The sequence below is a fragment of the Cupriavidus sp. FW216-B1 genome (genome assembly GCF_058789195.1).
The window spans coordinates 82,845-102,684 of record NZ_JBYTEL010000008.1; the positions used below are offsets into that span (position 1 = coordinate 82,845).

The 19,840-nt window shown below is 66.9% G+C and carries 21 protein-coding genes; 8 read left to right on the plus strand and 13 right to left on the minus strand.

Features of this window, described 5'->3' with window-relative positions; genetic code table 11:
- Positions 1-48: 48 nt before the first annotated feature.
- A complete protein-coding gene (locus tag AC3WXD_RS18400; protein ID WP_059412794.1) occupies positions 49-930 on the minus strand; it encodes a LysR family transcriptional regulator in 882 nt (293 codons plus the stop codon).
- 142 nt (positions 931-1,072) lie between these two features.
- Here AC3WXD_RS18400 and AC3WXD_RS18405 point away from each other — a divergent pair, with 142 nt between their 5' ends.
- The 4 genes from AC3WXD_RS18405 to AC3WXD_RS18420 all read left to right on the plus strand — a co-directional run bounded on the left by AC3WXD_RS18405 (position 1,073) and on the right by AC3WXD_RS18420 (position 4,671).
- Entirely contained in the window at positions 1,073-1,846 is a 774-nt protein-coding gene (locus AC3WXD_RS18405) for an SDR family NAD(P)-dependent oxidoreductase (protein WP_020201668.1), read from the plus strand.
- A 237-nt stretch (positions 1,847-2,083) separates the two neighbouring features.
- Positions 2,084-2,431 (plus strand): putative quinol monooxygenase, encoded by a 348-nt coding sequence (locus tag AC3WXD_RS18410; RefSeq protein ID WP_059412793.1) that lies wholly within the window; start codon positions 2,084-2,086, stop codon positions 2,429-2,431.
- Positions 2,432-2,469: 38 nt separating this feature from the next.
- Positions 2,470-3,603, plus strand: coding sequence for an NADH:flavin oxidoreductase/NADH oxidase (locus AC3WXD_RS18415; RefSeq protein ID WP_043365714.1), 1,134 nt, complete (start codon positions 2,470-2,472; stop codon positions 3,601-3,603).
- A 60-nt stretch (positions 3,604-3,663) separates the two neighbouring features.
- Complete coding sequence (locus AC3WXD_RS18420) at positions 3,664-4,671, plus strand: zinc-dependent alcohol dehydrogenase family protein (protein WP_492324377.1); 1,008 nt, start codon at positions 3,664-3,666, stop codon at positions 4,669-4,671.
- 148 nt (positions 4,672-4,819) lie between these two features.
- On the opposite strand, the gene AC3WXD_RS18425 is transcribed toward AC3WXD_RS18420, so the two are convergent.
- From AC3WXD_RS18425 to AC3WXD_RS18475, 11 genes are all read right to left on the minus strand, one after another.
- Positions 4,820-5,752: an AraC family transcriptional regulator gene (locus tag AC3WXD_RS18425; protein ID WP_059412790.1), complete on the minus strand. Its 933-nt coding sequence runs from the start codon at positions 5,750-5,752 to the stop codon at positions 4,820-4,822.
- A gap of 306 nt (positions 5,753-6,058) precedes the next feature.
- On the minus strand, positions 6,059-7,018 hold the full coding sequence (locus tag AC3WXD_RS18430; RefSeq protein ID WP_492324378.1) for a PDR/VanB family oxidoreductase: 960 nt from the start codon (positions 7,016-7,018) through the stop codon (positions 6,059-6,061).
- A 26-nt stretch (positions 7,019-7,044) separates the two neighbouring features.
- Positions 7,045-7,944 (minus strand): 2-hydroxy-3-oxopropionate reductase, encoded by a 900-nt coding sequence (locus AC3WXD_RS18435; protein WP_492324379.1) that lies wholly within the window; start codon positions 7,942-7,944, stop codon positions 7,045-7,047.
- Positions 7,941-8,354: a RidA family protein gene (locus AC3WXD_RS18440; protein WP_492324380.1), complete on the minus strand. Its 414-nt coding sequence runs from the start codon at positions 8,352-8,354 to the stop codon at positions 7,941-7,943. Before AC3WXD_RS18440 ends, AC3WXD_RS18435 begins: the two co-directional genes overlap by 4 nt.
- Positions 8,355-8,427: 73 nt before the next feature.
- The gene (locus tag AC3WXD_RS18445; protein WP_492324381.1) at positions 8,428-9,414 is read right to left on the minus strand and encodes a D-2-hydroxyacid dehydrogenase; all 987 of its coding nucleotides are present in this window, start codon (positions 9,412-9,414) and stop codon (positions 8,428-8,430) included.
- A gap of 9 nt (positions 9,415-9,423) precedes the next feature.
- A complete protein-coding gene (locus AC3WXD_RS18450) occupies positions 9,424-9,927 on the minus strand; it encodes an aromatic-ring-hydroxylating dioxygenase subunit beta (RefSeq protein ID WP_492324382.1) in 504 nt (167 codons plus the stop codon).
- On the minus strand, positions 9,920-11,164 hold the full coding sequence (locus tag AC3WXD_RS18455) for an aromatic ring-hydroxylating dioxygenase subunit alpha (RefSeq protein WP_059412786.1): 1,245 nt from the start codon (positions 11,162-11,164) through the stop codon (positions 9,920-9,922). Before AC3WXD_RS18455 ends, AC3WXD_RS18450 begins: the two co-directional genes overlap by 8 nt.
- Positions 11,161-12,156, minus strand: coding sequence for an ABC transporter substrate-binding protein (locus tag AC3WXD_RS18460; RefSeq protein ID WP_020201657.1), 996 nt, complete (start codon positions 12,154-12,156; stop codon positions 11,161-11,163). Before AC3WXD_RS18460 ends, AC3WXD_RS18455 begins: the two co-directional genes overlap by 4 nt.
- 55 nt (positions 12,157-12,211) lie before the next feature.
- A complete protein-coding gene (locus AC3WXD_RS18465; RefSeq protein ID WP_020201656.1) occupies positions 12,212-13,027 on the minus strand; it encodes an ABC transporter permease in 816 nt (271 codons plus the stop codon).
- Between the two features lie 10 nt (positions 13,028-13,037).
- Positions 13,038-13,847, minus strand: a complete 810-nt coding sequence (locus AC3WXD_RS18470) for an ABC transporter ATP-binding protein (RefSeq protein ID WP_020423699.1) — start codon at positions 13,845-13,847, stop codon at positions 13,038-13,040.
- Positions 13,844-14,563, minus strand: a complete 720-nt coding sequence (locus AC3WXD_RS18475) for a GntR family transcriptional regulator (RefSeq protein ID WP_231401571.1) — start codon at positions 14,561-14,563, stop codon at positions 13,844-13,846. Before AC3WXD_RS18475 ends, AC3WXD_RS18470 begins: the two co-directional genes overlap by 4 nt.
- A 333-nt stretch (positions 14,564-14,896) precedes the next feature.
- Between AC3WXD_RS18475 and AC3WXD_RS18480 the strand changes: the two genes are divergently transcribed.
- The gene (locus tag AC3WXD_RS18480; protein WP_492324383.1) at positions 14,897-15,520 is read left to right on the plus strand and encodes a TetR/AcrR family transcriptional regulator; all 624 of its coding nucleotides are present in this window, start codon (positions 14,897-14,899) and stop codon (positions 15,518-15,520) included.
- 133 nt (positions 15,521-15,653) lie between these two features.
- Positions 15,654-16,700 (plus strand): aldo/keto reductase, encoded by a 1,047-nt coding sequence (locus tag AC3WXD_RS18485; RefSeq protein ID WP_020201652.1) that lies wholly within the window; start codon positions 15,654-15,656, stop codon positions 16,698-16,700.
- 92 nt (positions 16,701-16,792) lie between these two features.
- Here AC3WXD_RS18485 and AC3WXD_RS18490 read toward each other — a convergent pair whose 3' ends face one another.
- On the minus strand, positions 16,793-17,407 hold the full coding sequence (locus tag AC3WXD_RS18490) for a TetR/AcrR family transcriptional regulator (RefSeq protein ID WP_059412783.1): 615 nt from the start codon (positions 17,405-17,407) through the stop codon (positions 16,793-16,795).
- A 233-nt stretch (positions 17,408-17,640) separates the two neighbouring features.
- Between AC3WXD_RS18490 and AC3WXD_RS18495 the strand changes: the two genes are divergently transcribed.
- Together AC3WXD_RS18495 and AC3WXD_RS18500 are read left to right on the plus strand one after the other, a co-directional pair.
- On the plus strand, positions 17,641-18,933 hold the full coding sequence (locus tag AC3WXD_RS18495) for an NADH:flavin oxidoreductase/NADH oxidase family protein (RefSeq protein WP_492324384.1): 1,293 nt from the start codon (positions 17,641-17,643) through the stop codon (positions 18,931-18,933).
- Positions 18,930-19,829: an NAD-dependent epimerase/dehydratase family protein gene (locus AC3WXD_RS18500; RefSeq protein ID WP_492324385.1), complete on the plus strand. Its 900-nt coding sequence runs from the start codon at positions 18,930-18,932 to the stop codon at positions 19,827-19,829. Before AC3WXD_RS18495 ends, AC3WXD_RS18500 begins: the two co-directional genes overlap by 4 nt.
- The last annotated feature ends 11 nt before the right edge of the window (positions 19,830-19,840 follow it).

A 19,840-nucleotide genomic window follows, 5' to 3' on the forward strand; every position in this document is an offset into this window, starting at 1 on the left:
CTGGCATATCGATGGCGCAACTGTCCACCGCCTGGCCGTGGCGCAGCCTTATGCTTTCATCGCCTCAATCAACGCTCTAAGCCCTGCCGATTGATGCTTGCGGCTTGGGAAATAGAGAAATACGCTTTCGTCGACGGTACACCAGTCTTCGAGGCAGCGCTGGAGCCGGCCGTCGCGAAGATATGGCGCCGCCCGGTTCTCCCATATGTATGCCAGGCCCAGCCCCCGCGCCGCGGCGTCAGCCATCAATTCCTGGCTATCGACCGTCAAGGGGCCGGCAACCTCGACCTTTACTTCTTCTCCGTCCTTGACGAATTCCCAATTCAAGATCGTCCCGCTGGGAAATGCGTATCGGATGCAATCGTGGCTATGCAGATCGTGGGGCGTCATGGGCGCCCGATTTTTCTCAAAATAGCGCGGTGAGCCGACGACGGCGAATCGGAATTTCGGCTTGATTCGTACCGCGATCATGTCCTGCGACAGGCGTTCGCCGAAGCGGATACCGGCATCGAATCCTTCCTGCACGATATCGACCAGCGAGTCGGTGGCGACGACTTCCAGCTTCAGCCCGGCATGGCTGGCCAGGAGTTCCATCGCATCGCCCAGGACGTAGAGTGCAATCGAGTTTGGAACATTGAGTCTGATGGTGCCAAACGGCGTGGCGCGGAACGAGTTCAATCCATCCAGGGCGGCTCGCATACCGGCCATCGCCGGCTCCAACCGGGTGTACAGCGCTTCTCCGGCTTCGGTCAGGGACACGCTGCGCGTGGTGCGATGGAAAAGGCGCACGCCCACGCGGCTTTCGAGGCTACGTATCGAATGACTTACCGCCGAGGCGGACGTACCCCGTTCGGTGGCCGCCTGACGGAAGCTCAGGTGCCTCGCCACCGATGCAAACACGGCCAGCTCAGCGAGTTCCGCGGTCTCCATTGGTGAACCTCATTCATCATAGTAAGAAACATTGGCTACTTTATCATATCAATTAAACGCTCCAGAATGGTCTTCAAGAAATGAGCAGGAAACAGGATCTCTTTCTTCTTGCGAGTCCAACACGTTGAATCTGGAGAAACAAATGAGCATTCAAGCCTCGCCGCAAACGCTTTCCGGGAAAGTCGCGCTGGTGACCGGAGCAAGCTCTGGCATTGGCCGGGCCACGGCCATCGAACTCGCCCGCCGAGGTGCCAAAGTCGTCGTCAGTGCACGCCGCCGCGCCGAAATCGAGGCGCTCGCCGCCGAGATCAGGAACGGCGGCTACGAAGTGACGGCTGCTGTCGCCGACATCAACGTCGAACAGGACGTGATCAATTTGGTCGCAACGACGATCTCGACCTATGGGCGGATCGACGTGGCTTTCAATAACGCGGGCACCGAAGGCGAGTTCACGCCGTTCGTCGACCAGTCGAATGAGGTCTACGAGACGATCTTCAACGCCAACGTCCGCGGCGTCTTCTGGTCGATGAAGCACGAAGCGAAAGCCATGCTGGCGCAAGGCGGTGGCACCATCATCAACAATGCATCGATGGGCGGCGTGATCGGCTTTGCCAACGCTGGCCTCTATATCGCCAGCAAGCATGCGGTGCTGGGCCTGACCAAGACCGCATCGATCGAACTGTTCAAGCAGGGCGTGCGCGTCAATGCCGTCAATCCCGGCATCATCGACACGCCGTTCCAGGACCGCATCTGGCCGAGCGCCGAAGCGAAGGACGCTTTCGCGGCTTCGACCGTACCCGGCCGGGCGGGTTCTCCGGAAGAGGTCGCGACGGTGGTGGCGTTCCTGGCTTCCGATGACGCTTCGTTCGTATCGGGCCACGGTCTGCTGGTCGACGCCGGCTACTCGATTGCCTGATCGAAGACGGCGTCGATAAATATCGAAACCTGGCGCGTCCGCTCGCCGAAGGCGCAGGCGGTCCGCACTTCGTTGCCGACCTCGATCCGCCGCCGTCGCCGAATGCCGTTGAGTCGAGGGGCGAGCGCGAAGCGGGAGTGCTGGATACGCCCGCGCACATTGCCCCGACCAAGGGCTGCGGGATGTCGCAACCTGGACTGCCCGCGGCGTCATTTCCCTGATCTGGAACGCTAACCCATGACCGCACAATCCTCCCACGCCATACCGGCTCCGGCCAACGGCGCGCAACTTACGCTCATCGCATTCATCCGGGCAAAGCCCGGCCGCGGCGACGAGCTGGGACGCCGTCTCGGCGCCTTGGTCGAGCCCTCGCGCGCCGAGGCCGGCAACATCAACTACGACCTGCACCGCTCGAACGACGACCCGGATGTCTGGGTGCTATACGAAAACTGGCAGACCGCCGCCGATCTGACGTCGCATTTCGAGCAACCCTACATGAAAGCATTCGTCGCGGCGCTTCCCGAGGTGCTGGACGGCGAAATGGATCTGCGCCGTTGCGCGATGGTCACCAAGGTCGCCGCATAGGCTTGGCGACGGCAAACGCCATTCAAAGGACCAGTAACGTGAAACTTTTCGAACCTGTCGCGCTGCGTGACGTCACACTGCGCAACCGCCTGCTCGTTTCTCCCATGTGCCAGTACTCGGCGCGGGACGGCCATGTCAACGATCATCACCTGATCAACCTCGGCCGATTCGCGATGGGCGGCTTTGGCTTGGTCATCGTCGAAGCGACCGGGGTCGTGCCCGAAGGCCGGATTACCCACGGCGATCTTGGCATCTGGTCGGACGACCACATACCTGGCCTGCGACGCATCGCGGATGCACTCAAGATGTATGGTGCTGTGGCCGGTATTCAGATTGCCCACGCCGGACCGAAGGCTGCCAGCCAGCGTCCTTGGCAGGGCAATGGGGCGCTCGACGACGACGATGTCCGGCGCGGCGAGCGGCCTTGGCCTGTGGTTTCCGCTTCCGGCAAGCCGTACGCCGACGGCTGGCTCAAGCCTGCGGCGTTGACGAGCGCAACGATGGCGGAGGTGAAACGAGCTTTCGTCGACGCGGCCCGGCGTGCCGATGCGGCCGGCTTCGATGTGATCGAGGTGCATTGTGCGCACGGTTATCTGCTCAACAGCTTTCTGTCACCCGTGACCAACGACCGAAAGGACGAATACGGCGGAGATCTCGACGGCAGGATGCGCTTTCCCCTGGAAGTCGTGCAGGCGGTGCGGGCGGCATGGCCGCAGGGTAAGCCGCTTTTCGTGCGGGTCTCCGCCGTCGATGGCCTGCGCGAGGGCATGTCCATCGAGGACACGGTGGTCTTTTCGCGTCGCCTCAAGGCGCTCGACGTAGATATCGTCGACTGCTCGTCGGGCGGCATCGCGCCGCGCTACGAGTACCCGTCCAGCTATGGCTATCAGGTTCCATACGCGCAGAAGGTGCGCAGCGAAGCAGGCATCGGCACCGCTGCGGTCGGTCTGATCGTCAACGGTCGTCAGGCCGAGGCTATCGTGGCGAGCGGCCAGGCAGACCTTGTCGCGATCGGCCGCGAGGCGCTGGCCGATCCGAATTTCGCCCTTCATGCGGAAGCCGAACTTGGCGCTGTCGATCCGCAAGTCCCGTTTGCGTCGTGGCCAACGCAGGTCGGCTGGTGGCTGCAGGGCCGGGCCGCGCAGATCCGGACATTCAGTGCGCAGTCGTGAGCGGCTACGTGATCGGGCTACACCCGCTGCGTAACCGAACCTTCCACCAGGAGTAGCAAAATGAAAGCATGGCAACTGAAGGGCTTCGGCCTCAACAACCTCGTCCTCGGTGAAACAGAAACTCCTCGACCCAAGGCTGGCGAACTGCTGGTCAAGGTGGGTGCGGTGTCACTGAACTTCCGCGACAAGGCCATCGTCGATGGCATCTACGAGCCGCATCTGGTCCCACGGAACCTGATCCCGGTCAGCGACGCCGCAGGAACGGTCGTGGCGGTGGGCGAGGGCGTGACGCGTTTCCAGGTCGGTGACCGCGTCAATTCGCACCTGTACTCCCGCTGGCTCGATGGCGCTCCCGGTCCGGACGAACCGGCCTACTGCGTCGGCTCGCCGCTACCCGGCGGGCTGGCCGAGTACATGATCATTCATGAGCAAGGCGCGGTTCGGGCGCCCGGTTCGATGTCCGATGAGGAGGCATCGACGCTCCCGATCGCCGCATTGACCGCCTGGTACTCGCTGGTGGACTTCGGTCAAATCCAGTCGGGCCAGAGTGTTCTGGTTCAGGGTACCGGCGGCGTTTCGATTTTCGCCGTCCAGATGGCTCGCGCCATGGGGGCCAAGGTGATTGCGACCTCCAGCCGGGACGAAAACCTGCAGGCCGCGATGGAGCTCGGCGCTTCCGCCGGCATCAACTATCGCAAGACGCCGAACTGGGAAACCGAGGTGCTGGCGCTCACGGACGGCAAGGGCGTGGACCTCACTCTCGATGTGGCAGGGGGCGAAGGCATCAATCAATCGGTCGCAGCCACCAAGGCGGCCGGCCGTATCGCTCAGATCGGCTTTCTCGCCGGCCAGACGACGCAATTGAATCTGATGCCCCTGATCTTTCGCCAGACCACCTTGCGAGGCATCGCGGTCGCGCCGCGTTCCTCGTTCGACCGCATGAATCCGTTCCTGGACGAGCACCGCATTCGCCCCGTCATCGATCATGTCTACCCGTTCGGGCAGGCGCGCGAAGCGTTCGAGCACCTCGCGCGCGGTCCCTTCGGCAAGGTCGTCATAAAGGTGTGAGCCGCCGACGCGCACGGCTATGGCGTCTCACGCCTCACGCCTCACGCCTCACACTGGCCTGGTTGTTTTCCACGCGCGCAGTGAGCTTCCGCCATCGTTGTTGTGATGCTGCGCCAGCGAACTGGCCCCGCGGCTCCGGGTGGCGCGGCTAGGCCGAGTCGGTGCGCAACCGCACGGCATCCTGGATCGGCGGTGCTCCGAACAGGCGCTTGTATTCGCGGTGGAATTGCGACAGGTTATCGTAGCCAACGGCCGAGGCGACGATGCCCACGTCGCTCGCGCGCTTCAGCAACAGGCGACGTGCCTCGAACAGGCGCAGGCGTTTCTGGTATTGCAGCGGGCTCAGTCCGGTGGCGTCCTTGAAATGCTGGTGCAGCGAGGAAACGCTCATGTTGACGTGCCGGGCAAGTTCGTCGATGCGCATGGGCATCTCGTAATGGGCCTTGATCCATTCGACCGCGCGGGTAATCTTGAATGCACGGCTGTCCGCCACCAGGGCTTGCCTGAGGCGCAGGCCCTGGCTGCTCATCAGCAGGCGATAGATGATCTCCTGTTCGATCAAGGGCGCCAGCACCGGGATGTGCTTGGGTGTGTCAAGCAGCCGCGTCAGCCGGTAGGCCGCCTCAAGCAGGTCCAGCGACAGCTCTCCTGCGCTGATGCCCAATCCGGTCGACGATTCGTCCGGCGGCGGCAATTCGTGCGCCGCGACCAGATCGGCGACCTGCCGCAGGTCGATCTCGAAATTGAAACAGAGATAGGGATGCTCGCGGCTGGCCTGTTCTACCTTGCCGATGACCGGCATATCGATCGACGTGAGCAGGTAGTGCTCCGTGTCGTAGTGATAAGAAGCGTCGCCGGCGATGACGGTCTTGGCGCCCTGTGCGGCGAAGATCAGCGCCACCTTGCTGAAGGATGCTTCCTCCTTGCTCGGCGCCGAATAGCGGAAGAATCTCAGTGATGGAATCGCGGCCATCTGGTGCTCGCCGTCGATCGGCGTGAAGCGACCGGCGATGGCGGCGAGCGCGGCGGTGATGCCGGCCCGGGTCATTGGCAGCGGCGGCGTCGGGGGTGTCGTGTCCATATCCATGGCGTCCAGAAAGGTGTCGCCACTATCGGCTGTTTACCTGTGTCTTGTGAATCGTCCCACACGCATGTTCGGAGAATCGTACACAAAATAAAGAGGAACATGGATCCGGTCGGAGCGCGCCCGATGAAGAATGTTGCCGCTGTGCCACGCCATGCCGGACAACGCGCGCCATCGGTTCCCATGCCCCCACGCTGCCGGCGAACCGCGGGTCCAACCGCTCGCGGAAGACACAGGCGCCACAGCCTGGCTCCGGTACCTGCATCAACCGCAACCCCGCCAGCCCCGCCCGGAAATCCAGACTCAAAGATCCAGCACCAGCCTGGCCGACCGGCAGCCGGACACGCACACCAGCATGGTGTTGCCCGCGGCGCGCTCCTCGGCGGACAGCAGGCAATCCCGGTGGTCGATGTCGCCGGCCAGCACGGCGGTCTCGCACGAGCCGCACGCGCCTTCCTGGCAGCTGTAGGCGACGTCGATGCCGGCCTTCAGCAGCACGTCGAGCAGCGACTGGCCGGCGTGCACGGTCAGGTGGTGCCCCGAGCGGGCCAGTTCGACTTCATAGTCCGCGTCCTGGGCCGCGGGGCTCGGCGTTTCCGCGCCGAACCGTTCGATGAAGCTGTTCTTGTAGCCGAGCGCCGAGCATGCTTTCTCGAAGGCGTCCAGCATGCCGGCGGGGCCGCAGCAATAGTAGTTGGCGTCCGGGTCGCCGCCGGCGAGCAGCTTGCGCAGGTCCGGCGGGCCGGCGGCGTCGTCGAAGCAGGTTTCCACCCGCGCGGCCTTCGCCTTGGCGAGCGCCTCGATTTCCCGGAGGAACGCGGCATGCTCGCGGGATCTGGCGCAGTAGATGAGCCGGACCTGCTCGCCGCGCGCGGCCAGGGTCTGGAGCATGGCGTAGATGGGGGTGATGCCGATGCCGCCGGCCACCAGCACGCTGTTGCCGTTGCCGGCGCGCAGGGCGAAGTGGTTGCGCGGCGCGCTGATGGTCAGTTCGTCGCCTTCCCGGATGCGGTCGTGCACGTGGCGCGAGCCGCCGCGGCCGGCGGCTTCCCGCTGTACCGCGATGCCGTAGGCGGAGCCGTCGGACGGGCGATACAGGGAGTAGCTGCGGTGCAGGCCGTCGGCGAGCAGCAGGTCGACGTGCGAGCCGCTGTCCGCCGGGGGCAGCGGCCGCGCGGCGTCCACCGGCACGAGTTCGAGGCTGACGATGCCGGTCGCTTCGGTGCGAATCCGCGCGACCTTGATCTGATGGGTGGCATGCATGGACAGGTCTTCTCCGTCTTCGATTGCTAGGCCGCCCGCGGGAGGGACCGCTGCGAGAGAAGCTCCACGGCCTGCACCAGCGCGGCGTGGTCCTGGTCGCCCAGGCCGAGCGCCTTGGCCGTGGACATGAGCTGCATCACGCCGGCGGTCTGGGGCAATGCCACGCCGAGGCCGCGGGCGGCGTCCAGGGCGATGGAGAGGTCCTTGCGGTGCAGGTCGATGCGAAAGCCCGGATCGAAGGCGCGGCTGACCATGCGCTCGCCGTGCACCTCCAGCACGCGCGAGGCGGCAAAGCCGCCCAGCAGCGCCTGGCGCACCGTCGCCGGGTCGGCGCCGGCGCCGGCCGCGAAGACCAGCGCTTCGGCGACGGCGGCGATGTTCAGCGCCACGATCATCTGGTTCGCGGCCTTGCAGACCTGCCCGGCGCCGGGGCCGCCCACGAGGTTGATGTTCTTGCCCATGCGCTCGAACAACGGCCTGGCGCGCGCGAACGCCGCGGGCGATCCGCCCGCCATGAAGGTCAGGCTGGCCGCCTTTGCGCCGACCTCGCCGCCCGAGACCGGCGCATCGAGATAGTCGCAGCCGAGCGCCTGCACCGCTTCGGCGAAGCGCCGCGTCGCCACCGGCGAGATGGTGCTCATGTCGATCACGAGCTTGCCGGGCGCCAGTCCCGCCGCCACGCCGCGCTCGCCCCACAGCACGGCCTCCACGTCGGGCGTGTCGGGCAGCATCAGCAGCACGATGTCGGACTGCCGCGCGACCGTCTCGCTGGAGTCGCAGGGGGCAAGGCCGTCCGCCAGCAGGGCCGCCGGCAGGCCCTTCCTGCCATATGCGCACAGCGGGTATCCGGCGCGCAGGAGGTGGCCGGCCATCGGCGCGCCCATCACGCCCAGGCCGATGAAGCCGAGCCGCGGCGTGGCCGTCATGCCTGGCCTCCCGCGCCGGGGCGGCGCGCGACCATGTCGATCTCGATGAGCGCGTCCTTGGCCAGTCCCGTCACGCCCACGCAGGTGCGGGCGGGGCGCCTGCCGGCGGGGAAGTAGGAGGCATAGACCGCGTTCATGCGGTCGTAGTCGCGCTGGAATTCCGTGAGGTACACCCGGACCTGCAGCACGTGTTCGAGGCCGAGTCCGCAACCTTCCAGCACGGTCGCGAGATTCTTCATGACCCGGTGCGTCTGCGCCTCGATGCCGTCGGGATAGCCGGATTCCAGCCCCGTGCCGAGAAACGGCATCTGGCCGGTGACGAGGACCCAGCCGTCCGACTCGACGGCGTGGCTGAACGGCGCCACGGGATCGGGGGCGCCGGCGAGCATGTGAAAAACGGGTGCGTTCATGTCTGTGTCTACCTGGAGTATTCGGTGGAGCGTTCGGTGAAATATTCGGTGGGCGGGCGGGATGCCTGCCTGTTCAGTAGCCTTGCGCGCGGTCGACCTGGTTGCGCAGCGCTTCGCCTGCCCGCAGGCGGCGGAAGTTGTCGAACCACAGGTCGAGGACGCGCTGGCCGTAGTCAGGGGCATCGCAGGTGATGTGCGGCGTCACCACGAGCCGGGGCACGTCCCAGTACGCGGATTCGGGCGGCAGCGGCTCGTTGTCGAAGACGTCCAGCACCGCGCCGCCCAGCAGGCCGTCGCGCAGGCGCTGTGCCAGCGCCGGGTAGTCCACCAGCGCGGCCCGGGCCATGTTCACGATGCCGGCATGGGGCGGCAGCAGCGCCAGCCGCGCCGCGCTCATCAGGTTGCGCGTCTCTTCGGTCAGCGGCGCCGTCACCACGACGAAGTCCGCCGTGGGCAGCAGCGCGTCCAGCCTCGCGGTGGGCGCGACGGGAATGCCGGGCGCTTCCGCCTTGGGCGTTCCGCTGCGCGTGACCGCCGTCACCGCCAGCCCCAGGTTCTGCGCCGCCAGGCCCACGGCCTGGCCGATGTCGCCGAAGCCGATCAGCACGAGCCGCTTGCCGCGGATCGGCCCGGTCATGAGGCTGTGCCAGGCGCGCGCGCGCTGGTTCGCCATGACTTCGGGCATGCGCGCGTTGAGCATCAGCAGGGCCATCAGGGCGGACTCGCCGGCCTTGTCGCTGTGGATGCCGCTGCTGTTGGTCAGCGCGAGGTCCGGCCGGAAATCGGAGATCGGCATCAGGTGGTCCACGCCGGCGCCCGTCGTATGGATCCAGCGCAGCCGCGGCGCCGCATTGACGGCCTTCCGGTCGAAGCCCGAGGCGATCAGCGCATCCGCCGAGGACAAATGCTCGTGGAGCCGCTCGCCGTCCCAGCTGAACGAGACGTCGACCAGCGCGGCCAGTTCGGGATGCCGCGCGGCAGCCCTGGCCCACGCGGCCGCGTCCAGGTGGAAAGCCGGCGGCTTGGCGCGCTTGCTGTCGAGGTGCAATCGAAACGTCACGTGCGCCCCTCAGATCGGAAGGGCGACCAGCGTGTCGAAGCGCGCCGAATCGGCCACCACGACGCGCGAGCGCAGCAGCGCCTGGCCGCCCTCGAAAACCAGATGGTCGACATAGCGGCCGGCGCTGAACACGGTCATGTCGCCATCCACATCGGTCCGCACGACGAGGTAGCTGGTTTCGCAGCGGGCTTCCTCGCCGCCCAGGCTCAGCACCTCGGTGGCGCCGGTCATGTGCCGGTAGACGTGCGGCTCGTAGATGTTCACGCCGCGGATCGCCTGGACGCGGTCTTCGAGCATGCCGCGGTTGTTGCAGTACCAGACGCCGAAGTCGCGCCCCGCCTCGTAGTCGGTCCGCGTCGTGATGCGGTAGACGCCATCCTCGGTAAACAGCGTTGGCCAGACTTCGTACTCGCCGTTGTCGATGGCCGATGCGTAGCGCGCCATCAGCCGGTCGATGCTCGTTTTCGTGGCCGTCGGCAATTCCAGCGCCGGATCCCTGGTGATGCTAGACATTCATCAACTCCCGATAGAACTCCCAGAAACCGCGCACCGAGGTCTCGGTCGCGCGCGTGGGCATGGAACCCGTGCCCTTGCCCCCCATCTCGATCACCGCCGATTCGTCCTCGGAGCCCTTGATCCCCTTCTCGACGAGGTAGCCGATCATGCCGTCCTCCATCGACACCAGCCCGGCCGGCCCGACGAGGTTGTTCTGCTTGCGGCGCACCTGCGTCTGCTCGGGCGTGTCTTCCTCGAAGCCGATCTGGGTCCAGACCAGCTCGCACTTGTCCGGGCCGAGCGGGATGCACTGGCGCACGCCCAGCGCGTTCATGATCTGGTGCAGCACGAAGCCGGGGAAGAGGCTCTGGATTGCGTTGGTGATGTTGTCCGGATATTCCATCCACTGGTCGATCAGCGACGGGTCCCGCAGCCCGACGTCGTCCTTCATCGCGCGCAGGATGCCCGAGTCGTAGGCCTGGTGGCCCACGTCGGTGAAGCGCTTGGTGAAGCTGATGTGGTGGCGGCTGTGATCGTCCTGGATGGTGCCGCCTTCGGCGGACAGCCGGTTGATCTTGAAGGTCGCGAAGAACGCATGCAGCAGGCTGGGGTGGTAGTTGTCGCGGCTGTTCTCGATGTACAGCTTCCAGTTGTTGTGCATGATCTGGCTGCTGCGCCCGAGGATCTTGACCTTCCCGTACAGCGTGCGCTCGATGTGGGCCACCATCTCCGGCCCGAGATAGGTGCGCAGGTCCGCGACGGTGTCGCTGAAGGTGCCGAACACCAGCCCGCGGATGGTTTCCACGCGCAGCGCCTTGAGGCCGTGGTTCTTCTTGTCGAAGTCCTCCGGCATGCCGCCGCCGCCGGCGATGCCGTGCTCGAAGGCGACGCCGGTCAGCCGGCCGTTGAGGTCATAGACCCAGTTGTGGTACGGGCACACCAGGTTCGGGCGCTTGCGGTTGCCGCGCGCTTCGTGGCACAGCACGGAGCCCTTGTGGATGCACTTGTTGACCAGGGACTTGATCGCGCCGTCCGGGCTGCGGATGACCACCACGGACGAATGGCCCACCTTGGTGGTGACGTAGTCGCCCACGTTGGGGATGTCGGCCTCGAGGCAGAGGAAGTTCCACACCGGCCCGCGGAAGATGGCCTGCTGCTCCTTCATGTAGGTGTCCTGGTCCGAATAGATGCGGTACGGCACGCGTGTCGCGCCCGCTTCGGGCCATCGGATGGTTTGCTCTTGAACAGTGCTCATTTCAGTGCCTTTGCATCGTTGTAGGGTCGGGCCAGGAAGATGTCGGCGGGCATGTTGCCCTTGAGGATGCCTTCGGCCTTGAAGATGTCGAAGGTCCGCTTGAGGGTGTCGATGTCGGCCGGCTCCAGGGACACCGCGTTCATGCCCAGCCACCGGTCGGCATACATCCTGGCGCCCGATTCCGGCAGGTTGCCGGCCTTCTTGAGGATCTCGACGACGGCCGCGCCGTTCCTGGCGCCGAAGTTCAGCGTGTCGCGCATGGCGGCCACGGCCCGGGCCGCGCCGTCCGGGTACTTCTTCATCCAGTCGTCGCGCATGATGGCCACCCCGATGTACGGCAGCGACTTGGACTTCGTCATGGTCTGCCACTCGTCGCGGAACGTGGCGAGCGTGCGCAGCTTGCCCGCGTCATGCCCCAGCTGGGCGATGGTGGTGGAGCGCAGCGCCGCGGCGTCGACGTCCTTTTGCAGCACGAATTGCACGAGGCGCGATTCGTTGCCGGGCACGAAGCTGTAGTCCTTGGGGGACAGGCCGTGATTGGCCTGCAGCGTGGCCGTGCCGACCGAGGTCGTGGCGCTGCCGGTCGGCGCCATGCCGATCTTCTTGCCCTTGAGATCGGCCATCGTCTTGATGGGCGAGTCGGCCGGCACGACGAACTCGGCCTCGACGATCTGCGTGGCCAGGATGATCTTCACCGGCACGCCCTGGTCGCCCAGGCTGAAGGCGCCGGCCAGGCTGGCGCCGAAGGCCAGGTCGATGGTGTTGGCCGCGATCGCCTTGGTGGGGCCGTTGACGTCGGGGAAGTAGACGAACTCCGGTTCGAAGCCGCGTGCCTGCAACTGTTTCTGCGCTTCCATCACGGCGCCGAAGCCGAGGCTGACGCCGCTGGTCCAGTAGCCGACGCGGATCGGCGTGGCGGCCGACGCGCCGGCCGCCGACATGGCCAGACCGAGCGCGCAGGCACTCATGCGGATGAGTTGGGAGAATTTCATGCGGAACTCCATTGGGGGCGGTGGGGGGAGGGGGACGGTACGGCGATGCGTCTGTTCAGACGTCTTTTTTCCAGCGGAAGAGATGGCGCTCCAGCGGCTTGAGCAGGCCCAGTTCGATGACCAGCATCATCGCCACCAGGGTGAAGGTCCAGGCGAAGACCTGATCGGTCAGCACGAGGTCGGCGGCCTGCCGCAGGCGATAGCCGATCCCGCTGGTGGAGCCGATCGTCTCGGCCACCAGGCTGACCCGCCAGCCGAAGCCGAAGGCCAGCCGCGCGCCGGCGAAGAAGTGGGGCAGCACGGTGGGCAGGTAGACCTTCCAGAGCACCTGGCGGCCCGACATGCGGAAGGCGCGGGCCAGCTCCACGAAGTCCGCGTTCACGGTGCGCGTGCCCTGCCAGACGTTGGTCAGGATCAGCGGCATGGCGGTCATGAACACGACGAAGATGGTCGTCATGTTGGAGATGCCGAACCAGATCAGCGCGAAGATCGCCCAGATGGCCGACGACACGGTGTTGACCACCGCCAGGATGGGCTCGAAGAAATCGGCGAGCCGCTTGTTGGCGCCCAGCACGATGCCCAGCGGCACGCCGACGACCACGGCCATCAGGAAGCCGGAGACGACGCGGCCGAAGGTCATGCGGATGTCGGTGAAGAAGCTGCCGTTGTCGATCATGGTCCGCATGGCGTCCAGCGTGCGCTGGGGGCTCGGGAAGACGTAGGCGGGCGCCTTGAGCGAGGCGACCCACCAGCCGGCGAGCAGCAGCAGCGCGAGCGCGAGGCGCTGGGTGGCGAGGCCGGCGGACGGCCGCGCCTTCGCGGGGGCTTCGGCGATATCGGAGGGAGGGGAGTTGGACGCGGTGGTGGACATGGCGGGGGCCTCAGAGCAGTTGGCGCAGTTCACGAACCTTGTCCACGAACGGTTGGCCGAGATAGTTGCGGGGGCGCGGGATGTCGATGTCGACGATCTCCTTGACGCGCCCCGGGCGCGGGGACAGCACGACCACCCTGTCGGCCAGTACCACGGCTTCCTCCACGTCGTGCGTGACGAACACGACCGTCAGGTGCTTGAGCCGGTGGATGCGCAGGATTTCCTCGTGCATCTGTGTGCGGATGGAGGGGTCGAGCTTCGAGAACGGCTCGTCCATCAGCAGGATCTTCGGCTCGCCGATCAGGCTGCGCGCCAGCGCCACGCGGCTGCGCATGCCGCCGGAGAGTTGGTGCGGATAGGCGTCGGCGAATGCCTGGAGCCCGACCAGCTCGAGCAGCGCGCCCGCGCGCTCGCGGCGCTCGCGCTTGGGCATGGATCCGGCTTCGAGGCCGAAGGCGACGTTGTCGATCGTCGTGCGCCACGGCAGCAGGCGGTCTTCCTGGAACATGTAGGTGACCTTGCTCCAGTCGTCGAAGTCCTTGCCCACCTTGCCGTCGTAGGTGATGCTGCCGCGGTCGGCCTTGATCAGGCCCGAGACGATGTTCAGCAAGGTGCTCTTGCCGCAGCCGGAGGTGCCCACCAGGGCCACCACGGAGCCGCGCGGCACCTCGAAGCTGATGTCCTTGAGCACGGTCAGCCCGTTGGGCTCGTGGGTGTCGAACCACTTGCTCACGTTCTCGACGCGCACCGCGACATCCGCCTGCTTCGACGGCTCGCAGGCCTGCGCCTTCGCCGCGGCCATCGCGATCACCGCGTTCATTGCCCGCCCCCGAGATGCACGTTGGCCAGCGACATGGACTCGCTCTGCGCGCGGATGCTCTTCATGACCTTGTCCAGCGTCATGTCGCGGAAGGTCTGGATATGCCGCTTGACGATCCGCTCGGCGGCGGTGCCATCGCCGCGTTCGAGCGCGGCGATCAGCTCCATGTGGTCGTGGTCGATCTCGGCGCTGCCGCCCTGCCGGCCGAAGCCGAGCGCCACCAGGCGCTTCATCTCGTCGAGCAGGACCGAGATGTTCTGCGCCAGCCGGCCGTTGCCGGATGCCGTGGCGATTGCCAGGTGGAACTCGCGGTTGGCGTCGAGGAAGAAGCCCATGCGGTTTCCGGCATCGCGCGAAGCCGTGTTGTTGCGCGCCGAGCCCTCGATCTGCCGGAGCAGCCGGATGTCCGCCTTGCCCGCGGCCAGCTTGGCGGCGGCCGACTCCAGCAGGAGGCGCATGGCGAACAGTTCCTCGACGTCCTTGAGCGTGATCGGCGTGACGATGTAACCGTGGCGCGGCACGGAGCGCACGAACCCCTCCTGGACCAGCCGGGCCAGCGCGAGGCGGCAGGTGGCCCGGCCGACCTTGTACTTCTCCATCAGGGAGGCTTCGGTCAGCGAGCTGCCCATCGCCAGCTTGCACGAGAGGATTTCCTGCCGCAGGCTGTGATAGGTCGATTCGCCGAGCGAGGGGTGAACGGATACCAGTTGTCCCAACTGTCCATCTCTGTCTGAATCGCTCTTCGTGGTCACTGTGAGCACCTCAAAATGTAGTGGTGATAGGTTCACCAGAAGATCAAGCATGATCTGTGCCAGTGTTGAGCAAAGGCAAAACACGGAGAAGTCCCCTGGTGTAGGAGGGGCAAGGCGCGAAATCCCGTGCATGCCGGCCCGCCTCGCACCATGACGATGCGGGGGCGTGCCCGCGCGCGCACTGGAATGGGTAGGCCGCGCTGCGCGGCGATCCGGTGGCGGGGCCGCGACGCCGCCTTGTTGCGGATAGATGGTGATCGCCATATAATCGGCCGCATCGCTCAACCGGAGAACCCCATGAGAGTCAGCCGTGCCCAGGCGGAAGAGAACCGGCGCACCGTCATCGAGGCGGCCGGGCGGCTGTTCCGCGAACATGGTTTCGATGGCGTGGGCCTGAACGACCTGATGGGGGCCGCGGGCCTGACCCAGGGGGGCTTCTACAAGCAGTTCCGGTCGAAGGACGATCTCGCGGCGCAGGCCTGCGACCGCGCGATGGCCGACAGTGCCCGGGAATGGGCGCACACGGTGGAAAGCGGCGGCGACGAAGCGCTGGCCAGGCTGGTCGGCAAGTACCTGTCGTGCGGCCACCGCGACCATATCGGCGAGGGCTGCGCGTTCGCGGCGCTCGGCCCCGATGCCGCCCGGCACAGCCCGGAACTGGTCCGCAGTTTCGAGGCGGGCCTCAGGTCGCATCTCGAGATCCTCGGCCACGCCATGCGCGCCGCGCCTGCTCGCGCGGACCAAGGGCAGGGCGATCCCGTCGTCGTGCTCTCGACGATGGTGGGCGCGCTGCTCTTGTCCCGCATCGTCGAGGACGAGGCCCTTTCCCGGCAAATACTCGACTCCGCGGTCGGCAGCGTGCTCGGCCGCGAGGGCGCGGCCAGCCACGCCGGCCACGCCGGCGAGCCGCCGGACTCATAAGCGTCCGGCCGCTGTCATCACCATCGTTGTTCCAGGCAGTGCGTTACGCGGTAACGCCGCTGCGTCCTTGTTCGCCTTGTTCTTGTCCGCCTTCACGTCGGACTCGACGTTTCACATCAATGGAGATGGATCCATGCGCTACAAACTCTTCGGCAAACACAGCGGCCTGCGGGTCTCCGAGCTGGTGCTGGGAACCGGGAATTTCGGGACCAGATGGGGTCATGGCACCGAACCCGGCGAGGCCCGCCGCATCTTCGATGCCTACGCGGACGCGGGCGGCAATTTCATCGACACGGCCAACAGCTACCAGTTCGGCCAGTCCGAGGAAATCCTGGGCGAGCTGCTGGCCGGACGGCGCGACGATTTCGTGCTGGCGACGAAGTTCACGCTGGGGACCGATCCCAAGGCCGGCCTCTTTACCACCGGCAACAGCCGCAAGGCGATGATCGCGTCGGTCGAGATGAGCCTGAAGCGGCTCAAGACCGACCGGATCGACCTTTACTGGGCCCACATGGCCGATGGCGTGACCCCGATCGAGGAAATCGTGCGGGGCTTCGACGATCTCGCGCGGGCCGGCAAGATCCTCTACGCGGGTCTTTCGGACTTTCCGGCGTGGCGGGTGGCGCGGGCCGCGACCATCGCCGAGCTGCGCGGCGCGGTGCCCATCGCCGGTCTCCAGGTCGAGCACAGCCTGGTCGAGCGCACCACCGAGCAGGAGCTCCTGCCGGCCGGCGAAGCGCTCGGCCTTGGCGTGGTGGCTTGGTCGCCGCTCGGCGGCGGCATGCTGACCGGCAAGTACCGGCAGGGCGAGAAGGGCCGCGCCGAAGGCTTCGGCGGCAAGGTATTCCAGCCGGAGAATTCGCCGCAGCGCACCGCGATTCTCGACACGCTGATCGCGGTCGCCCAGGAGGCCGGCGTCACGCCCGGCGAGATTGCCATCGCCTGGGTCGCGGCCAAGGGCTCGCTGCCGATCATCGGGCCGCGCACGCTGGCACATCTGGAGAACAATCTCGCCGCGGCAAAGGTGGCGTTGTCGCCCGCGCAGATCGCGCGGCTCGACGCGGTGAGCGCGATCCCGGCGGTCTTCCCGTACTCGGTCATCAACGATCCGGGAACGCGGCAAGGCTTCGCCGGCGGAAAGTCAGATCGGTTCGATTTCCCGGCCGGACCCGTGGTCTGATCCTGGCCGCGCGTTGCCTGGCGCGCGTGGCTGCATGGCTGCGCACGCCTGACGAACTTCCCCCTGGATAGCCTCCGTCCTCCGGAGCGCCGTCAGAAATACCCGGCCCGCAGCAGCGCGAGCATGTCCCGGGCCGCGCCTTTCACCCGCGCCGCGATGTCGTCCTCGGACGGCTGGCGAATCCCCAGCAGCACGTCGTCGAACAGCCCCGCCTTCAACAGTCCGGCGAAGGCCTGGGCGGCGGCGCGCTGGTCGCCGACGCGCCAGCCTTCGCGCGCGCTCCACAAGTCCAGGTAGCCGGCGAACCTGGCGTCCCGCACGCCCGCCGTCTGCTCGAGATAGCGCTGTCCCAGCTCGGGAAAGCGGTGCGCATCGCGCACCACGACCCGGTAGAGCGCCAGCTGCTCCGGCGACAGGACATGGCGCAGGTATTCCTCGCCGGCCAGCGGCAGCGCCTCGGCGGGCGCGGCGGCATACCAGGCCGGCGGCGCCTCGTCATGTCCGGCGTGGGCCGTGCCCGGCATCTTGCCGCACGCCGCCTGCATCACGGCGCTGAACAGGTCGTCCTTGCTTTCGAAGTGCCGGTACAGGGTCTTGATCGACACGCCGGCGTCGGCGGCGATGCGGTTGACCGACGCCTGCGCGTAGCCCGCTTCCAGGAATGCCTTGAGCGCGGCCCCGACGATGAGGGCCTGCTTGCGTGCCATCAGCGCCGCTTTCGGATTGTCCGTTGACCAGGTTTTTGCCATGTGCCTCCCTGTTGCCTCTTGACAGTTTATACGACAGCGATCATTGTCGTATATACGACAGCGATTGCTGTCGAATTGAGGGGGCTGCTGCCGTTCACGCCGCTTTCGCCGCTTTCGCCGTTATTGTCACTGTTTTCGCCACCGCTCTCGCCACTTCTCGCCACTTTCCCCGGAACCGCACCGTACACGCCATGACGATTTCTCTCGACCAGCCGCTTGACCTGCCCTGCGGCGCCACGCTCGCCAACCGTCTTGCCAAGGCGGCGATGAGCGAAGGGCTCGCCGATGCCGCCAACCATGCCACGCCGCGGCTGGAGGCGCTGTACCGCCGCTGGGCGGGCTCGGGCGCGGCTCTCCTGCTGACTGGCAACATCCAGGTCGACCGCTGGCACCTGGAGCGCCCGAACAACATCGTGATCGACGACGGTGGCGGGCGCCGCCAGCTTGCCGCGCTCGCGCGGGCGGGCACGGCGCGGGGCGCGCATTTCTGGGCGCAGCTCAGCCATACCGGGCGCCAGGTCAGCAGCCACATCAATCCCGCGCCGCTGTCGTGCTCGGACGTGGAGATCGACGTGATCCGCAGCGCCGGCTTCAGCTTCGCCAGGCCCAGGCCGATGACCGAGGCGGAGATCGCCCACGCCATCGGCCAGTTCGCCTTCGCCGCGAAGGCGGTGAAGGACGCCGGCTTCACCGGCCTGTCGCTCCATGCCGCGCACGGCTACCTGATTTCGCAGTTCCTCAGCCCGCTGTCCAACCGCCGCGGCGATGGCTGGGGCGGCAGCCTCGAGAACCGCGCGCGCTTCCTGGTCGAGGTGATCGCCGCCGTGCGCGGCGCGGTCGGGCCGCGCTTTCCGGTCGGCATCAAGCTCAATGCCTCGGACTTCCAGCGCGGCGGCTTTACCCACGCCGAATGCGTCGAGCTGGTGAAGCGGCTCGACGATACCGGCCTCGACCTGCTGGAACTGTCGGGCGGGTCGCTGGAGCAGCCCAAGGTGGTAGGCGTCGCGGTGAAGGACGAGGGCGAGGACGGCCCCCGCGCCGGCAGCGCCGCGCGCGAAGCGTATTTCGTGGCGTTCGCGGGCGCGGTGCGCAAGGTCGCCAGGATGCCGGTGATGGTCACTGGCGGCTTCCGCAGCGCCGCGGCGATGCGGGAGGCCCTGGCAGCGGGCGACCTCGACGTGGTCGGCCTCGGCCGTCCGCTGATCGCCGATCCCGAGTCGCCGCGGCGCCTGCTCGCCGGCGAGATCGACCGGCTGGCGGCGCCGGAAGCCGCGCTGAACCTGTTCCATATCCTGCCGTGGAACAACATGCAGCTCGAGCGGCTCGGCGATGGCCTCGATCCCGACCTCCTGATGACCGGCGAGGCCGCCGCGGCCGCGTTCACCGAGCGGGAAGGCCGGAACATGGCGGCGCTGCTGGAGCATCGCCGGCGCCTGGCGGGCGCGAATTCCTCCCAACCCTCTGCAAGCGGAGCAGCAGCATGAAGATCTTCATTACCGGCGCGGCCGGCTACATCGGCGGCTCGGTCGCCGCAAAGCTCGTGGCCGCGGGCCATGACGTGACGGGCCTGGCGAGGTCGGCGGAACAGGTTCCGCTGCTGGAAGCGCGCGGCATCCGCGCGGTGGCTGGCACGCTGGACGACGCCGAGGTGCTCGCCGCGGCCGCCCGCGCCGCCGATGCCGTGATCCACGCGGCGAACGCCGACCACGCCGGCGCGCTGCTGACCCTGGCCGCGGCGCTGGAGCGCAGCGGCAAGCTGCTGATCCACACCACCGGCTCGGCCATCGTCGCGGACCATGCCGACGGCGCCTGTGCCGCGCAGACGCCGCTCACCGAGGACGACGCCTTCGAGCCGGTTCCCTACCGGTGCCCGCGCGTCGACATGAACCGCTACGTGCGCCAGGCGGCGATCGAGAAGGGCATCCGCTCCGTGGTCATCTGCCCGGGCATGGTCTACGGCGCCGGGCGCGGCATCCAGGCCGACAGCGACCAGATTCCGAAGCTGGTCGCGCTGTCCCGGCAGGCCGGCGCGGGCGTCTATTTCGGCCAGGGCCTCAACCGCTATTCGAACGTCCACATCGACGACCTCGTGGATCTTTACCTGCTGGCAATGGAAAAGGCGCCGGGCGGGTCCTTCTTCTTTGCCGAGAACGGCCACGCCGCCTTCAACGAGATCGCCGTGCTGATCAGCGACCATCTCGGCTTCGGCGGCAAGACCATCGGCCTGCCCATCGAGCACGTGATCCGCGAGTACGGCGAGGCCGGCCGCCTGGGCGTCGGCTCGAACAGTTTCGTGCGCGCCGCCAATGCGCGGCGCCTGGGCTGGTCGCCGCGGGCGCCCTCGCTGGCGGCATGGTTCCGGGCGCTGCCGGCGGCCTGACGGTGCGGCCG

What these genes read in the sequence shown, in the direction of transcription:
- AC3WXD_RS18400 (WP_059412794.1), bottom strand. Translation starts at nt 930, where the DNA reads ATGGAGACCGCGGAACTCGCTGAGCTGGCCGTGTTTGCATCGGTGGCG.
- AC3WXD_RS18405 (WP_020201668.1), top strand. Translation starts at nt 1,073, where the DNA reads ATGAGCATTCAAGCCTCGCCGCAAACGCTTTCCGGGAAAGTCGCGCTG.
- AC3WXD_RS18410 (WP_059412793.1), top strand. Translation starts at nt 2,084, where the DNA reads ATGACCGCACAATCCTCCCACGCCATACCGGCTCCGGCCAACGGCGCG.
- AC3WXD_RS18420 (WP_492324377.1), top strand. Translation starts at nt 3,664, where the DNA reads ATGAAAGCATGGCAACTGAAGGGCTTCGGCCTCAACAACCTCGTCCTC.
- AC3WXD_RS18425 (WP_059412790.1), bottom strand. Translation starts at nt 5,752, where the DNA reads ATGGACACGACACCCCCGACGCCGCCGCTGCCAATGACCCGGGCCGGC.
- AC3WXD_RS18430 (WP_492324378.1), bottom strand. Translation starts at nt 7,018, where the DNA reads ATGCATGCCACCCATCAGATCAAGGTCGCGCGGATTCGCACCGAAGCG.
- AC3WXD_RS18435 (WP_492324379.1), bottom strand. Translation starts at nt 7,944, where the DNA reads ATGACGGCCACGCCGCGGCTCGGCTTCATCGGCCTGGGCGTGATGGGC.
- AC3WXD_RS18440 (WP_492324380.1), bottom strand. Translation starts at nt 8,354, where the DNA reads ATGAACGCACCCGTTTTTCACATGCTCGCCGGCGCCCCCGATCCCGTG.
- AC3WXD_RS18450 (WP_492324382.1), bottom strand. Translation starts at nt 9,927, where the DNA reads ATGTCTAGCATCACCAGGGATCCGGCGCTGGAATTGCCGACGGCCACG.
- AC3WXD_RS18455 (WP_059412786.1), bottom strand. Translation starts at nt 11,164, where the DNA reads ATGAGCACTGTTCAAGAGCAAACCATCCGATGGCCCGAAGCGGGCGCG.
- AC3WXD_RS18460 (WP_020201657.1), bottom strand. Translation starts at nt 12,156, where the DNA reads ATGAAATTCTCCCAACTCATCCGCATGAGTGCCTGCGCGCTCGGTCTG.
- AC3WXD_RS18465 (WP_020201656.1), bottom strand. Translation starts at nt 13,027, where the DNA reads ATGTCCACCACCGCGTCCAACTCCCCTCCCTCCGATATCGCCGAAGCC.
- AC3WXD_RS18470 (WP_020423699.1), bottom strand. Translation starts at nt 13,847, where the DNA reads ATGAACGCGGTGATCGCGATGGCCGCGGCGAAGGCGCAGGCCTGCGAG.
- AC3WXD_RS18480 (WP_492324383.1), top strand. Translation starts at nt 14,897, where the DNA reads ATGAGAGTCAGCCGTGCCCAGGCGGAAGAGAACCGGCGCACCGTCATC.
- AC3WXD_RS18485 (WP_020201652.1), top strand. Translation starts at nt 15,654, where the DNA reads ATGCGCTACAAACTCTTCGGCAAACACAGCGGCCTGCGGGTCTCCGAG.
- AC3WXD_RS18490 (WP_059412783.1), bottom strand. Translation starts at nt 17,407, where the DNA reads ATGGCACGCAAGCAGGCCCTCATCGTCGGGGCCGCGCTCAAGGCATTC.
- AC3WXD_RS18495 (WP_492324384.1), top strand. Translation starts at nt 17,641, where the DNA reads ATGACGATTTCTCTCGACCAGCCGCTTGACCTGCCCTGCGGCGCCACG.
- AC3WXD_RS18500 (WP_492324385.1), top strand. Translation starts at nt 18,930, where the DNA reads ATGAAGATCTTCATTACCGGCGCGGCCGGCTACATCGGCGGCTCGGTC.